The sequence below is a fragment of the Ferrovum sp. genome, from assembly GCF_027317285.1.
GTDB lineage: Bacteria > Pseudomonadota > Gammaproteobacteria > Burkholderiales > Ferrovaceae > Ferrovum.
The window spans coordinates 1-16190 of sequence record NZ_DAHVHV010000026.1; the positions used below are offsets into that span (position 1 = coordinate 1).

Here is a 16190-nt window from a genome sequence, read left to right on the forward strand (position 1 = left end):
TTCATGCGCAAGAGTTTGATTCTGCCCCTGCTCGAACAGAGGGTGCGCATCATTGGTCAGGTGCGACGGGATACGGCTCTCTATCTGCCGCCGGAGCCAGAACCGAAACGCCGGGGGCCGAAACGAAAATACGGGCAGCGGCTCGATACGGCCATGCTGGATACATTGCCAGCGCAAGAAATGGATCTGGTGCTGTACGGCAAAATGCAGTCGGTCAGATTGCGCTCGACCATTGCCGTGGCACGATTCCTGAAGGGAGTGCCCGTGCGGGCGGTGTGGTGCGAGATCCATCAGGACGACAACACCTGGTCGCGTCCGCGCCTGATTCTGGCGACCGAGACGGAATTGTCGGCTCAGGCCGTGGTGGAAATCTACGCCGAGCGTTGGGGTATCGAGCCTTTGTTTCACAACCTGAAGCGATGGTGGGGTGTGGCAAACCTGTGGCAACAATCGAAGGGGGCGCTGGAACTGTGGATGCAGATCCGTTCCACAGCCTACGCCCTGACGCAATTGCTCGCCCTGAAGTTGTGGGAATCCTTTCCGTTGATGGAAATCGCACCCTGGCGCAAGGGAACAATGATCACGGCGGGACTTTTCGGTCAGTGGATGCGAATCCAATTTATCGGACTTCCCGTGCGCCATGCCTGCAACCCGAAGTCGGGGAATTTCGCGATGCCTTTCCCCACTCAGGATCAACGATTGCAGTGTTGAGGCATACAACCTCCCGTCTGTCATGGTCGAATCGTCCTGTTTTTGTGTTCGGCCCACCCCACCACCAGGAAAAATCCGGGACGGCTGGGAGAGGCGTATGTCTAAAGTTCAGTGAAATTAAAGAGAGCGTGCCTGAAATGACGCCGGAATCCTGAAGCCATGGGGCAAGTCTCGGCAATTCTGGTCAACTATTTCAGCGCCGATTTGATCATCCGGGCGGTGCATTCCTTGTGCGATCAGAAAGTTGACAGCGAAATCCTGGTGGTGGATAACAGCCTCGATCCCCAGGAAGCAGAACTGCTCAGGACCGGGATACCGGAATTCGTCAAACTGCGCATCAATACCACCAATACGGGGTTCGGTGGGGCATGCAACCAGGCCTATGCCGAGGCTTCGGGCGAGTCGATCCTGTTGCTCAACCCGGACGCCTACTTGCTACCGGACGCCCTTGGGGCGCTGGAGCAGGCGCTGCAGGGCGACGAGAGGGTGGCGGCGGTGGGACCGCGAACCTTTTGGGATGCCGAGCAGCAGTTTTTGATGCCACCCAGTACCTTTCCCTCTCTGGCAGATTACTGCGGCAGTTGTTTGGCGCGCAGCAGTCCGTTCTTTTTTCGCTGGCGTTCCCGCCATTTCAGCCATTGGGCCTGCCGTTACTGGAGCAGTGATGCGCCCTTGTCGGTGCCTGCATTGTCGGGCGGCCATGTACTGCTCAAGCGTGCCGCCCTCGAAAAAGCGGGCGGATTGTTCGATGAACGATTTTTTCTCTACTGGGAAGACACCGACCTGATGCAGCGCCTGCGTGCCGCAGGGTATGATTTGCGCATGATACCTGCTGCCCGCGCCGTTCATGAATATACCCATTCCCCCGAAAAGAGCCAGCGTATCGCAGAAGGTTGGCCGACCTATTACCACAAGCATCTGGCGGCCCATCCTCTGGTACGCTGGCTGGAGCGGGGGCGGCGTACGGCAGCCCCGGGCAGGGCTTCTTCGCCGGCGGCCCTGGAGGCGTCCCGCCGGGACAACGGCGATCTGGTCTTTTCAGTTCCCGTGCCATGGCAAGGATCGTGGTTGCTGGAAATCAGCGTCAATGGCGATTTTGTCCCTGCCATTGGTCATTGGGGGGCGGGTGAGAGGGCGCTACTACCCCTGGCGTTGCAGGAACGCCTGGCGGGACAGGCCCTTCATGTCCGTCTGTCCGCGCCGGGTCATTCCGGGCAGGGCCAGTATTGGCAGAGCGGGTCCTGAATGGAACATTTTTTTATCCCCTACCAAGCCGTCTCGAGTCTGCCTGGCCATGGGGTGGCCGTCCTTGCGCCCCATGCAGACGATGAGGTGTTGGGGTGCGGCGGTGCGCTCGCAGGTTTTGTGGCCCAGGGTCGACCCATTCATGTGGCGGTGGCTTGCGATGACCGTGACGCACAAGCCACCGTTCTCCGTCACGCCGAATCGGAAGCGGCGGCACGGGTGATCGGCTATCCCGCCCCGTTCTTCTGGGGGATCCCTGATGGGCAATTGCGTCAGACACGGAATCTGAGCGATAAAATCCGCGCCTGGCTGGTGGAAACCGGGGCGGATCTGGTGCTGGTGTCCTCCTGTTGGGAAATGCACCCGGATCACCGGGCCCTGGCGGAGGCCGCCATTGCCGCCGTGGTGGCTTTGAACGGACGGGTCCGGATCGCCTTTTATGAAGTGGGTCAGCCTCTGCTGCCCAATACCCTGCTCGACATTACGCCCTGGCTCGACCTCAAGCAGCGTGCCATGGCCTGCTTTCAGTCACAACTGGCGCGTCAGCCCTATGACGACCACATCACGGCCCTCAACCGGTATCGTACTTATACGCTGCCCAGAACAGTGCGGGCAGCGGAAGCCTACCGGGTGCTGACGGCAGAAGAACTCATCACGGAGGGGCTGGACCGGGAGCCCAAAGCCTTGTCCCAGGCGCTTTACCAGGCCGTACAGGAACGGATGCGACGGCAATCCGGCCAGGCGCAGGATCATCAGGAGCATCTTGCAGCAGTCCTGAACAGCACCAGTTGGCGTCTGACCGCCCCGCTGCGTTGGGTGGGTCATCTGCTCAAGGGAAACTGGGGGATCGTGCGCGATGTCTTCAAAGACCGCTTGCCCCCTCTTTTTCGGAAGCTGCCTCGCACCCCGTCCAACACCCTGGGGATTCGGCAACAGCGGACCCCCGGCAGTGGCGTGGACCCCCTGGTCCCTGCGCCGGCCACGGGAGAGGATCGCTGGAAAATCGAAACCCTGCCCGAAGCCCGTTCAGTCGAGATGGCTCACCTTTATCAGAGCGTATTTGGTCACCCTTTGGCCCCCGATTTTCGTGAATGGAAATATGGTCGGGGACGGGGACAGGTATTTGCCGCCTGGAACCGGGCGGGTAAAATGGTGGCCCACTATGGTGGCCTGGTGCGCACGGTCAGTTTTTTTGGAACGCCCGTGGAAACCTGTCAGGTGGGCGATGTCATGGTGGACCCTACCGAACGCGGGGTACTGACCCGGCGGGGGGTTTTCTTCCGCATGACCCAGGCGTTTTATGAATCCCAGGACAGCCAGGCGCGTCAGGCGGCCTTTGGTTTTCCCAATCAGCGTGCCTTCCGGGTAGGACAACGGCTGGGTTTTTACAGCAGCGCGGGCAAGATCTATTTGCGTACCTGGCGGGCCGTATCCGGCGCTTCCTGTCCCGAAGTCCATCCTTTATGGGATATTCCCGATGGGGAGGCCATCGCCCGGGAACTGTGGCGCCAGATGCAGGAGAAAATCCGGCACCTGGTGCTGGTTCAACGGGATGCCGGGTATCTCGACTACCGTTATCGCCAGCGCCCCGACGGCCACTATGGCGTCTTTCTGGTTGGGGCGGCACGACCGGAGCGGGCCCAGGCCATCGTGGTGGTCAAACCACGGGGAGCGGTGCTGGACTGGATGGACTTTGTGGGAACCCCAGCCAACGCGGGGTTGGCGCTTGCTGCAGTCAAGGTTTTGGCGGCTCAGGCGGGGTTGAGCCAGGTACAGGCCTGGCTGACCCAACCCATGCTCGACGCTTTTGACGATGGAACGGCGGTGACCCAGGAAACGGATGTGGAAGTGGCTCAATGGGATTGCGGCGAGTCTCGTGGCGGATCGGCGCGGACCCGGGGGCGCTGGTGGGCCATGTACGGAGATACGGATTTTCTTTAGCGGGGGAATTTGCAGGAGGCCACGCTAATCCTCCTGTTTCTCTCCGCTGGCCAGTTTTTCCAGTTTGGCCTGATCGACCCTCAGTTCATCGCCCTGGCGGGTCAGTACCCCCTGGGCTTGCAGCACCTGAAACGTTCGGGTCACGGTTTCGCGGGTGAGGTTGACCATGATGGCCAGTTCCTGATGGGTCGGGGCCTTGATGATCACCTGTTGGGGGGGCTGGCCCGGGGCCACGTTGATCATGATCTGGAGTTGGGCGCAAATTCGATGGAGCGGATTGGTGACGGACAGGATCTGGCGCTGGCTGAGTTGATGACGGACACGTTGGGCCAGTCGTCGGCTCAGGGCTTCAGCCAGTTGGGGACTGGAAAACAGGATGGGACGAATCTCGTTGCCCGGTAACAGCACCACCCGGGCACGTCCGGTGGCAATCACGAATTCGGGTTGGGAACCCCCGTCGATGAGGGACAGTTCGCCGAAATAGTCCCCTTCCTCAATGAAATAAAGCCCGACTTCACGGCCATCCAGCGTAAAATCGATGGCCTGGAGCCGTCCTTCCATGAGAAAACACAGAAAGGGCACGGGTGGGCCCTTGGTCAGAACCATTTCGCGTTTGGCAAAGTCGCGCAGGGTGGCCAGTGGGGCAATCTGTTCCAGGGCTTCGGCGGACAGCAATCTGAGCAGGGAAAACTGTTGCAGGAGCAGGGTATGGGCACTCATGGACGGACATTATACATTATAAGGGGGATGTGACTGGGCGCACAGATCAGGGCGGGGAAATCTTTTAGGATGGCGGCTATGATTACGTTGATTCGTCTGATGATGGGGTTTCTGTGCCTGCTGGTTTTGCCAGGCTGGGCGGAGTCCGCGCCTGCCTCGACCGCGGTGGGGCAGGTGACCCTGACCATCGGTGCCAGCCAGGTGGTGCGCGCGGGGCAGGTTTCCCCCCTGGTTCGAGGCAGCACCATTCAGGTGGGAGACCGGATAGAAACCAGCGCCAGTGGTCATGTCCATATCCGTTTTGTGGATCAGGCGCGGGTCAGTGTGCGTCCCAATTCGGTGTTGGTGGTTCAGACCTATCACTTCGATCCCGTTGATCCCACCCAGAATGCCGTCAAGTTTCAGTTGGAGCAGGGCGTGGTCCGCGCCATTTCCGGGGAGGCGGCCCATCAGGCCAGGGATCGTTTTCGTCTGAACACGCCGCTGGTGGCCATTGGCGTGCGCGGGACGGATTTCACCACCCAGGCCGGTCCCCTCGGTTCGGCGGTGGTGGTCAATCAGGGGGCGATCGTGCTGACTCCCTTGGGCAAGGGGTGCTCGGCCAGTGCCCTGGGACCCTGCGAAGGGGCACGGGCACGGGTACTGTCCGCCAGTATGGGGAGTACGGCACTGGTATACCGTGCCAACATGAGCGAACCCAGTTTCCAGCCGCTCAACTCCCTCAAGGGGACGGACCACATTACGCCGATCTTGCAGCAGGAACAACAGGGGGCTGCGGAAAGTTCGGAGGTGGTGGCAGACAGTAAGGAACCGGGATCTGTCATGAGTCTGCTTCCCCAGAGGTCCGGTCTGGTGTGGGGGCGCTGGCAGACCACCGCGGTGCCGGGGGATGACCTGACCGTACCCTTTCTGGAGGCCCTGCGCGGCAACCAGGTGACGGTGGGAGACGGATATTACTTTCTGTTCCGGAATACGGGCGTCCCCCAATTGCTGGGGGGGGTGACGGGCGTGGCCCAATTCGGTCTACAGGGGGGGGCGGCCAGTTATCGCAGTCCTGGCAATGTGTACAGCGCGGCTTCACTGCAGGGTGGAACCCTCGGGATTGATTTCACCCACGATACCTTTGCCACCACCTTGTCCGTCAATTCTTCGGTGACCGGCCTTCAAACCTTTTCCTCGACCGGAACCCTCAACCCGACCACGGGGATTTTCACCAACGGGGCGGGCAGTCCCCGCACGGCTGGCGCAGTCTCCCTCGATACCCTGCAAGCCGGTTACCTGTTCAACAAACCCCTGACCAACGGGGGGGCCTTGCTGGGCGCCACCCTCTGGGGGCGATGATGAACCGGGTCTACTCCAACTGGATGGAGCATCCCTGGCGTCTGCGGTTTCTGGCCCTGGGGCTGGCGGCCTGTGTGACCGTCATGGTGACGCTGCTGTGGCGTGCGCCCCTGCACCAGTGGGACGAACGCACGGGAAGTGCGGTCTGGTCCTGGGGGAGGGAGGCGCAGGAGCGGCGCGTGGTGGTGGTGGATATCGATGAAAAAAGTGTCCAGGCCCTGGGCCCCTGGCCCTGGCCCCGGGAGCGCACCGCACTTCTGCTGCAGCGTCTGGACCAGGCGGGCGTCAGCCTCAAGTTGCTCGATATTCTCTTCGATACGCCCCGACCGGGGGATGATGCCCTGCGCCATGCCTTGGTCAGTCCCGTTCCTACCGTGACGGGGGAACTCTTTGCCTTGACCGGGAATCCGGGACGCTATCAGACGGGGGTACTGGCGGGTGCCTTGCCCGGCGCGGGGTGCCCCATCGCGTCCCTGCCAGCTGAAGGTTATCTGGCGCCCGCCGCAGGTCTGCTGTCGGCCACGGCGCTGGCGGGACATATCACCCCGATTCTGGACCCGGATGGGTCCGTCCGGCAGGTGCCGGGCCTGCTGTGTCATCAGGGTAAAAGTTATCTTTCCCTACCCCTGGCGGGGGCCTGGGCGGCGCTTCAGGATACCTCGGTGCCGCACCTGCAGGCCGGGCAAAAGTTCACCGACCCGGCGTGGTGGCTGACCCTGGGCGATTGGCGCATGCCTCTGGATGCGCAGGGCCGTTACCGGGTTTCCTATCAGGTGCCGCGTGCAGGCTGGGTATCCGTATCCGCCGTGGACGTACTGGAGGGCAAGGCGCCTGGGTCGTTGCTCCGGGGAGCCTGGGTTTTGGTGGGGGCCACCGCCTTTGGCGCGGGAGACGCCGTGCCCACGCCCCAGGGGGGGGCGGTGGGTGGGGTGGAGGTCCATGCCCAGACGCTGGCTGCCCTGCTCGATGACCGCACCCCCTATACGCCGCCGCGTTTGGCCAGCCTTTGGCCGTGGAGTGCGGGGTTGCTGATTTCGCTCGGATTGCTCGGGGTGCTGGCCAAGGCGCGGCGCAGCGTGGGGCTGGGGTTGGCGCTGGCCGGGGGAATAGGTCTGGCCCTGCTGTATGGCCTCCATGGCTGGCTGTTGCTGTCCTGGCACTGGTGGCTGGACTGGACGATTCCGGCGCTTTATACCGTGCTGGCCACCCTGTGGTTAACCGGGTTTGAGTTGGTGCGGGTGCACGTGGAACGGGAACGCCTTTATCACCACCTCGCCAGTTACCTGCCGGCGGCCGTTGCCCGGGAAGTCGCCTGTCAGGGACCTTCTGCCCAGGTTCAGGCCCTGCGCCGGGAAGCCACGGTGCTGTTTGTGGATCTGCGCAATTTTTCGGCCTACTGTGAAGGACGGCCTCCGGAAGAGACGGCAACTTTGCTGCATCTCTTTTATACTACGGCCACGCATGTGGTGGAGGAGTACGGGGGTGTGGTCGAACAGATGGTCGGCGACGGACTGATGGCGGTATGGAATGGCTCAGAACCCTGTGTCGACCATGGCCGTCAGGGGTTGGCGGCGGCAAAGGAACTGTGGGACGTTCTGGGGGCACGACTGCCGCACCTGTCCAGCCAGCGTGTGCCGCCGCTCGACATCGGCATGGGGATGGAATCGGGGACGGTATTGATCGGTTCCTTCGGTCCTGCCCAGCGTCGGGTCCATACCGTACTGGGCGAGACGGTGTCGGTGGCGGCAGCTTTACAGGCTATGACGGGCGAGTTGGCGTATCCGGTTCTGCTGGGCCCCCAGTTGGTGGCTCTTGCTCAACCCGAGGGAGTGCAGGCATTGGGACAGTTTTTGCTGCCGGGAATGGCTCGTCCCCGGGTCTTGCATGCCCTGCCTGTCGCCATGGATTCCCGACGCTTGCGTCTGGTATACGAAGCCGAGGACCGGCAACAGGCCACGGCTTGAGGGGTTGGCAACGCCTGCTGGGAGCCGTTCTTTTGGGCGGTGGGGTTGTCTTGGGAGCTATTGCGGCCAGCCCAGTTCCCTGTCCGGGGGCTTTCCCGGTCATCCCGCCCACTACCTTGCAGGCACGCCAACAGGCCCTGGCTGACTTGACAGGACTGGAAGAGTCCTGTCGTAACCGCGCAGATTTTTTTGCCTGGCAGGGCACCTTGCTGCTGTTGTTGCAACATCCCCAAGAAGCGGCCAATGCTCTAGAAAAAGCCCTGATGCTCGACCCGGAACTGGCGGGAGCGCAACTGGACTATGCCCAGGCCCTGGCGCAACTGGGAGAACGGGACGCCGCAAAGAATCTGACCTTGACCGTATTGGGTCGTCCCGACATTCCCCAGACCCTGCACGACTGGCTGGCCAATCAGCCCGGTTTGCAGGGGGAGCAGGGATGGCAGACGAGTTGGACGGTGCAGAGCATGCTGGGCCATGAAACCAATTTCAACAGCGCGCCCAGTTCCAACCTGGTGACCTTGACACTCCTGGGCGGGAATGTGCCGGTGACCCTGAGTCAAAGCATGCGTCCCGAAGCCGGTTTCGCCCTGCTCAACACGGGAGCCGTGGAAGGGGTGCGTCAATGGGCTGACAGCCAGTTGACGCTCGAGGCGGATGTCACCGATCGGACCAGTCAGAATCATGCCGACAGCAATTTGCAATGGGTGGATGGATTGGCCCTGTGGAGCCACCGGTTGGGGGAGGGGAGTGCCGGTGGCCAGGCGTCGACGACCCGGTTGTGGATGGGGGGGCAGGTACTCTACGAAGAGAATACCAGTAAACTTTTTGTGGACCATCCGCTGAGTTGGGGAGGATTGGAGTGCCGGTATGGTACGGGCGGAGAATACAGTTTGCGGGATTACCCCACGGATCCTGTTTTGAATGGGGTCTATACGGGTATGGAACTGGGAATGGGATGTCAAAAGGGTGAATCCATGGTGACGTTCACCGGGATGTGGGGCGTGGATCAGCCACAAAACCCCATCCGACTGGGGGGGGACCAGAGTCGGGACGACTTTTCTGTGACGGCCACTCATCCTCTGGGGCCGGGGATGTTGATAGTGCTTGGGCAATGGAGCCGCTTGAGCGATCAGGAAGCCTACAGCCCCTTGCTGGGGGGGGTGACGCGCGGCATCATCCGGCGCGGAGGGCGCGTCGAATATGATTATCCCTTGAACCCCCACTGGACCGTGCTGGGCTATCTGGACACCTTGTCCCAGGATTCCAATATCAGTTTGTTCACCGTGAGCAACCAGGCCATCTACTTTGGCTTGCGCTGGGCCGGAAAATAAGGTAAAAAGTCACAGTTGCAAACTGAATGTGCGGGTCTGTGATTCAAATCACAGGGGGGCGCGGCGGACAGGTGTAGCATCCGTCACTAGAAAGTCGGGGTATCCGCAGAAAGAAAAACAACTTAACGCCCGAAAGGAAAGGAGATGTCTACTATGTTAAACCACGGTGCCGAAATTGCCCGCTATGCTGGCGCAATGTATGGCATAGTTCATGATGATGTGACCGTGCTTTCAGTGAAGGACGATATTAGAGGTGCTTTTAGACTCACTACAAGTCTGGCCAATCGCGCCACATCCAGCATCGCATCCGTATTTCTCCGTTCCGCAGAATTTGCTCGTATTCGACTAAGCAACTTTTCCAAAGGTTGCTTAGTCGAGTGCGGGCAAACAATTTGATTGTTTCTGAACTCGGTTTCTTTGCAAAGAAATCAAATATTTTGATAACCATTAATCAAGAGGTAACACCATGCAAATCAACACAGCCACTTCTGTAGGACAGGTTGAGAGTTGGGCAATCGCATTGCTGGGCGACGCGATTGGCTCCACAACCATGGGGCAAATTCAGTCAGATATCGCCGCGTACGGTGGCTTAAACAACACTTTTAATACCTACTACAACGAGTTGTTTGCCAGTGTCCCCACGGCAACGGTTGCTGCCACCATGGCGGCTAATCTGGGCATCGTTGTTGGTACCAATGGCTTGACACAGGCAAATGTAGGCGCTGCTGTGGCCTATATCACAGGTTCTTTGAATGGTGCGGTATCTACGGGTGGAGTGGGCCTGGAGGTTCATAATCTTTTGAACCTGTGGGCTGGCATGACTGCCGATCCAATTTATGGTGCTGCTGCCACTGCTTACAACACAACGGTTCAGAATGTTGTGGGTTACGAACAAACACACGCACCTGACACAAGTGCTGCTGCCGCTTCTGCAGCTGCCGTTGCCTCTGGCGCATCCGTATTGCTCACAACCGGGACTGACATTGTAACGGGGACCAACTTCCTTGGTTCTGAGACCTACTACAATGTTGACGGGAAAGGGCCTACGCTTAACGCGGGTGATATCCTTACCGGTACAGCAGCACCTGCGGGTGGTGTGGCTAATAACACACTGACCATTACTGATCTGACACCGAATGTCCAGAACGGTAACTTGCCTAGCGGTGTGACGCTGAATAACATTCAGAATGTTGTTCTGAATTCTTCCAACAACACTGCGCCTTCTGGATTTAGCACCGTGGGTGTTGCGGGTGTCAAAAATCTGACGATTACGACTGCTGGGCAGTTTTCTGATCTGGCGCAAGCAGATCAAACCACCAATGTGACGATGAATCACAATTCAGTGCTCGCTGGTGCGGCCACCGCATTGGGTGGAAACAACGTGACCGTGACTCAAAACAGTGGGGCGGTTTATGTCGGGCTGATTGAAGGTACTGTACCCTTGCCATCGAGCGTGGCAACGGGTGCCATTCAGGTGACGAGTAATTCCACAGGTACCACACAGGATAACGATGTTCAGGTGGTTGGTGGTTCATCAGTATCTATCACAACGACTTCTGCATCGTTTAACGGTGCTGTGGAAGTCGGAAACACAGCGGGTAACACCGGAAACAGCGCTGCTGGTGGGTTGACCAATACTTCCGGTCAGATTACGGTCAACAATGCAGGAACATCCAGTTCGACTACCGTATATGGCGGGGGTGCTGCAGGCGTAACGGTGAACGCAGCCGGTGGAGCTGTCACCGTGGGTGACCCGACTGCCAGAGTTGCTTCCAACAATACGACTGGTACCGTGCAGATCACTGATGCTGCGCAAACTGCGTTTGATGGTGTGACTGGGTTAACGCTAGCACAACAGCAGAATGATGCTTTACTCCTTGGCTACACCTCTGCCGCACTTACAGGCCACAATGTCACCCCAGAGAACGTTGATGTTAGCGGGGGAAGTACGGTCAACGTAACCACGAATGCAGGGGGCGTTACTGTAGGCTCCGCCAATAATCCGCTGATTGCGGGCACGGAACCCACCGGTGCAGTAACGGTGGTGGACACAGCCAACCAATTGGGGACCGTATACACTAACAGTACGGCCGTCAATAATTACAACCAAGTTTCCGTCTACGGCGGGACAGACGTTTCTGTGACGGCGGCCAATGCAGATGTAACGGTTGGTAGTGGGTTGTCTGGAGAGGATCCCACAGGCGCGGTGTCGGTAACGGAAAGTGCGGCAACGACATTATCCATGAACGGTGAAAATATCTTTGTCCAAGGCGGAAACGGTGTGACGGTATCTGCTCAAGGGCAGAATGTTTCCGTTGGCAATATTTCTCCGACATCTGGTGCTCAAGTCGTGACCCAAAATGGGGTACTGACCGGTGCTGGCATGGGCGCTGACCAAGGTACAGTCGTCGTTGATGGCGGTTCTACTGTTAATGTCACCACGACCGGCGGCAGTGTGAGCGTGGGCGCGGTGGTGGGTGCTACCAACGCAGTGCCGACAGGTGCTGTGAGCATTACTGACAACTTCGGTTCTGGCAACGCAACTGCTGACCAGATCAGTGTTTTGGGCGGAACGACAGTCAACATCAACGTCGCTTCGGCAGACAGTAATACGATCAGCGTGGGTGCTGCTGCTACGTTGAATTCATCGGGTACTGGACTGAGCAACTCAGCGTTGGAGCCTACTGGCAATGTGACCATTGCTAATGGCACTGTAGCGAACCCCGGTACTGGGGGCGTGAATGTTTACACCAACGGTGCCACAAGCGTTTCCATCACAGGTGGTTCGGCTCTGAACGTTGTTGATGTTCAGTCTACCTTGGCAACGGGTGGTGCGAATGCAGGCAAAGCAGTAGGTACCAGCACATTGTCGTCTGTGACGTTGGATAACATGCAGACTGGTGGGCCTATTAATGTTCAGTCCGATGCATTGACTGGGCTGTCCGTACTGGACAACAGCATGGTCAACAATGCAGTAACTGTGACCAACAACACGGCTGGACATGCACTGACCCTGACCTTGGGCAACGACAACAACACGGTCAACCCAGATGGAAGTGTCAATGCAATTGGGTTGGGTGTGACGGATGCAAATGCAACTAGCGTCACGGTAACCGGTACTACGGCATCGAGTTCCACTGTCACATTGTCTGCGGCGAAAGCGGCCACGTTGACGGCGACCAACGCTGCAGCGACCACATTGAATCTTGCTGGCGACAATGCCCTGACCACCATCACGGCAACCAACAAGGGTGCTTTGAACCTTGGGGATGTGTCAGGCTTGGCTAAGCTTGCAACGATCAACGCGACAGCCTCTACGGGTGCTGTAACTGTCAGCAACCTCAATACTTCAACGACCAGTTTCAATGGTGCGGCGGGTACGGGCAACATGACGGTGGGCATCAACAGCAATACCTTGGCCACTGGGGTAAGCATTGTGGGTGGGTCGGGTTCCAATACCTTGATCGCTAACTACAATGCTTTAACCACAGATACCGCTCTGGGCAACAATGCCAGCATCAAGGGTTTCAGCACCTTGCAACTCGGCAACAATGTTAACTCAGCGGCTGTATTGGCCGCGGTTCAGCAGGTGGATACTATCACCTTCACGGCACCCGTCGGTACTGGTGGCATATTAGTCGAATCCATTGGGTCAGTAGGTGTTGCGATCACGACCACAAATGGCGAAACAACAGTTCAATTGGCTGCTCAATTGGAAGCTGAAGTTGCCGGTAATGCTAATCTTGCTGCTGCAGGCTACACGGTACAGTACACGGGAGGGAATTCTTCCTTCACCGTCACTGGGCCGGCTGCAGGAACTTCCTTCACGGATTCTGTGGTTAATGCCGGATCAATGGGTGACACATTCACTGTCAGCCAAGCGGCAGGTCATACGGCCGTTTCAAGCGCCTACGATGCGACCGGTTTCTCCACATTGTCCGTGGGGGTCACATCAGGGGTGGTGACATTCGATAATGTTGGAGCAGGCGTTACGCTGGATGTTACGGCAACTCCTGGAAACTTCATCAACTATCTGCTGGCCAATTCTGCCGGTTCCAATGACACATTGGCCCTGACAGTGGGTGTGGATGGAACGCCGATTGCTCTGGGCGGAACGGGGACTGGTGCGATCAACACCACGGTGCTGACGACTGGCATTGAAAATGTCAATGTGGCCAGCAAGGGATCGGTTACCGCAACTAACGGTACTACCCTGACCAACACAGTGACGATTGGGGATACTGGCGCCAATGCAGTGACGATTACCGGTGACCAGGCTCTGAACCTGAACCTTCGCACCGATGCAAATGGTGCATTTGCAAAAGTGGCACAAGTGGACACCATTTCCGTGGTGGGAGCTGCTACGGTAACCGGCAACCTGGTTCTGAGCATTAATGGCACGAGTTCAGGGAATATCTCGATTAGTAACGGTCAGTCGGCTGCTATGATTGCCTCCAATATTGATGCCGCGCTTATTGCGCTCGCACCTCTCGGAGTGACTGTAGCCCCGTATGTGGCTGGTGCGACAACCGTCACTGTGACGGGTAATGCTGCGGGTACTGCAATCGTGGATTTTGTGGCCAGCAATGCGTCAACCGGAGACACGGTGTCCGTTGCCACCACGACGGCCAATAGCGTGCTTGGATCGTCGAACGTGACCAGCATCAGTGCTGCTGGATCCACTGGTGCGGTGAATGTGACGGGCGTAGCTCTCAATGCCTCGGGTACAGACACCATTACTGGTGGCACGGGAACACTGACAGCCCAAGGCGGTGGTGCAGATACCAATGTGGATACGATCACCACGGGTTCTGGTGGTGGCGTGATTACCCTTGGTGCAGGGGGAGGTTGGGTCAAGACTGGAGCTAATTTCGGTAATTATTCTGCCGGGAGCGAGACTGTCAACCTGACGGCCTCGGCAAGCGCTTCGGACACCCTGAATGTCAATGATGGGTCCGTCGCGACCTACAATGGGGCGGCAGGCGGTGTTACCGGCTTTGTGCTTGGGGTGAAGAATGCTGACCAGTTGAGTTATACCAATGCCCAGCTCGGAAGTGCCCCGGCTGGAGGCACCAAGACTATCGTTGCCAACACGGCAGCGGTGGCACCCGTCAACAGCCTTGCCGACTTTGCTAATGCTGCAGCTGCGCTGAATGGTGGGGCTCTCACAGGGACACTTCAGTCTATTCTGGCAAACCTTGATTACACCGTTTCCAATGGCGTGATCACCTTCCAGGCGACCGGGGGGCATCAGTTGTCCAACTTCACCAGTGGGCAGTTGGTGAGCGCAGCCGAGATCATCGTCAACACTGGTACAGGCCCGCTGGGTAGTAGTGGCCAGATTGCCGCCTTCTCGACGGGAGGGGACACCTATGTTGTAGCAAATGATGGTGCAGCAACGCTGGCTATCGGAACAGGACAAAACCTTGATTCGGTGGTTGAGTTGAAAGGTGTCTCTAGCGTCGCTGGCTTTGGAACCACTGGAGCTGCGGGGACGGTTGATGCCACCAATGTGACAACGCTGGTATCCAATAGTGCCAACACGGGAACTGCTGCAGCCCAAGTGTACGATGATACAGGGTTTGCACGGGATTCGTTGGGCATAGGTGGTAGGGTGGCTCTTAACTCCTTTACGGCTGGAGTGAACAGCAACAGTTACACGTTCGACAATCTTGCGGCTTCGGCTATCCTTACAGTGAATTCCGGCAATCTCGGTGCAGCACCACATGTTGGCAGTATCACCACCACTCAGATGGGAGTATCGGGAGGTAACAGTCTGACGGTCAACATTGGAGCAGTTGGGGATGTCACCTTTATCGACAGCCTGACGGTGACAGGTGATGGAGCACTTGTGTTGAACGGTCTGGGGGGGCTTGACTCCATCACTTCCCTGGTTGATGCGACGAACACCCTTTCATCCATCTCCATTACGGGTTCAGGTGTAGATGTCGGTGGCATGACGGATACTGCCCTGACCAAGATCGATGTATCCGGTGCAACAGGTTATGTTGCGATTGGTGATACGACGGCTTTGTCGCAGGCTGGTTTGACGATATCGGGGGTTTCATCGGGTGCGGTTGATACTAGTTATGTTCAAATCGGTAACTTCAATGGTGCTATCCCGGTTGCAGGCGTCACAGGAAATAATGATGTGATTACCCTGGGTACAGTGGCTACTAATAACAATGCGAGTAACGAGATTGCTGCCTCAGGATCCGGAACGCATATCAGCATTGATGGCACAGGCAACAATACGATTTACGCCATCGGTGCCAGTGATGTGATTACGTTGGGTGATGCTGCCAACGGGATTGGTGCTAATACAATCACCGCTACGGGAACAGGGGATACCCTGAACTTGGTGGGTGTGGGGAACGTATCGACGGCAACAGTGGGTAACAACGCCACGATCAACTTCACGGGACAGACCGCCTCGGGAGGAGCATCGAGCAATGGGATCATCACCATTACCGGGGATTCTTCAGTTACATTGAACCATGTGATGGATAGCGTTGGCGCAGGCGGTCAAAATCTGGTGTTGAACAACACAACCACTGAAGTAATGGCGGGTGGTGTAGGCGGTACATCAAGCATGGTGAACGTGGCTTCTGCTACGACGCTGACCCAAGCTGAGAATCTGGCCGTATCAATGGCTGTATTGGATTCTTCTGTAGTCGGCCTTACTGCAGGAGCCAGTCATACTGCAGGAAATGCTGCGTATGGTACGCTTGCGGCTAACAAAGGTGTGGTTGACTGGTTCCAGTTTGGTGGAAATACCTATGTTGTAGAAGCAGTAAACAACACAGGTGCTCCAGCAACCCACGCAACATTGGGTGCCAGTGATGTGGTGGTCACGATCACAGGTAATGTGAACTTGACGCACCTTGGAATCACCGGTGGTCACACATTGCACCTGTAATCAGTAAGAAATATCCCG

At 57.9% G+C, this 16190-nt stretch carries 9 protein-coding genes; 8 read left to right on the forward strand and 1 reads right to left on the reverse strand.

The annotated features are described in order from the left end of the window. The 3 genes from M6F29_RS07045 to M6F29_RS07055 all read left to right on the forward strand — a co-directional run. The coding region (locus tag M6F29_RS07045; protein WP_298158178.1) for an IS701 family transposase at nt 1-711 on the forward strand (711 nt) is incomplete at its 5' end. 159 nt (nt 712-870) lie between these two features. Continuing rightward, nucleotides 871-1956 carry a glycosyltransferase family 2 protein gene (locus M6F29_RS07050; protein ID WP_298158180.1) on the forward strand — a complete coding sequence of 362 codons (1086 nt, stop codon included), beginning with the start codon at nt 871-873 and terminating at the stop codon, nt 1954-1956. Beyond that, complete coding sequence (locus M6F29_RS07055; RefSeq protein WP_298158182.1) at nt 1957-3897, forward strand: GNAT family N-acetyltransferase; 1941 nt, start codon at nt 1957-1959, stop codon at nt 3895-3897. Between the two features lie 24 nt (nt 3898-3921). Here M6F29_RS07055 and M6F29_RS07060 read toward each other — a convergent pair whose 3' ends face one another. Next, a complete protein-coding gene (locus tag M6F29_RS07060) occupies nt 3922-4617 on the reverse strand; it encodes a Crp/Fnr family transcriptional regulator (protein WP_297497332.1) in 696 nt (231 codons plus the stop codon). A gap of 78 nt (nt 4618-4695) precedes the next feature. Between M6F29_RS07060 and M6F29_RS07065 the strand changes: the two genes are divergently transcribed. From M6F29_RS07065 to M6F29_RS07085, 5 genes are all read left to right on the forward strand, one after another. Next, nucleotides 4696-5958 (forward strand): FecR family protein, encoded by a 1263-nt coding sequence (locus M6F29_RS07065; RefSeq protein ID WP_298158184.1) that lies wholly within the window; start codon nt 4696-4698, stop codon nt 5956-5958. Further along, complete coding sequence (locus M6F29_RS07070) at nt 5958-7922, forward strand: CHASE2 domain-containing protein (RefSeq protein WP_298158186.1); 1965 nt, start codon at nt 5958-5960, stop codon at nt 7920-7922. The genes M6F29_RS07065 and M6F29_RS07070 overlap by 1 nt, the downstream gene beginning before the upstream one ends. Beyond that, nucleotides 7919-9253: a tetratricopeptide repeat protein gene (locus M6F29_RS07075; protein ID WP_298158188.1), complete on the forward strand. Its 1335-nt coding sequence runs from the start codon at nt 7919-7921 to the stop codon at nt 9251-9253. Before M6F29_RS07070 ends, M6F29_RS07075 begins: the two co-directional genes overlap by 4 nt. Before the next feature lie 144 nt (nt 9254-9397). Further along, nucleotides 9398-9649, forward strand: a complete 252-nt coding sequence (locus tag M6F29_RS07080) for a hypothetical protein (protein WP_298158190.1) — start codon at nt 9398-9400, stop codon at nt 9647-9649. 70 nt (nt 9650-9719) lie between these two features. Then, a complete protein-coding gene (locus M6F29_RS07085; RefSeq protein ID WP_298158192.1) occupies nt 9720-16172 on the forward strand; it encodes a hypothetical protein in 6453 nt (2150 codons plus the stop codon). Nucleotides 16173-16190 lie beyond the last annotated feature (18 nt).

Coding starts and splice junctions, on each gene's coding strand:
- M6F29_RS07060 (WP_297497332.1), bottom strand. CDS start 4,617: ATGAGTGCCCATACCCTGCTCCTGCAACAGTTTTCCCTGCTCAGATTG.
- M6F29_RS07065 (WP_298158184.1), top strand. CDS start 4,696: ATGATTACGTTGATTCGTCTGATGATGGGGTTTCTGTGCCTGCTGGTT.
- M6F29_RS07085 (WP_298158192.1), top strand. CDS start 9,720: ATGCAAATCAACACAGCCACTTCTGTAGGACAGGTTGAGAGTTGGGCA.
- M6F29_RS07050 (WP_298158180.1), top strand. CDS start 871: ATGGGGCAAGTCTCGGCAATTCTGGTCAACTATTTCAGCGCCGATTTG.
- M6F29_RS07080 (WP_298158190.1), top strand. CDS start 9,398: ATGTCTACTATGTTAAACCACGGTGCCGAAATTGCCCGCTATGCTGGC.
- M6F29_RS07070 (WP_298158186.1), top strand. CDS start 5,958: ATGAACCGGGTCTACTCCAACTGGATGGAGCATCCCTGGCGTCTGCGG.
- M6F29_RS07055 (WP_298158182.1), top strand. CDS start 1,957: ATGGAACATTTTTTTATCCCCTACCAAGCCGTCTCGAGTCTGCCTGGC.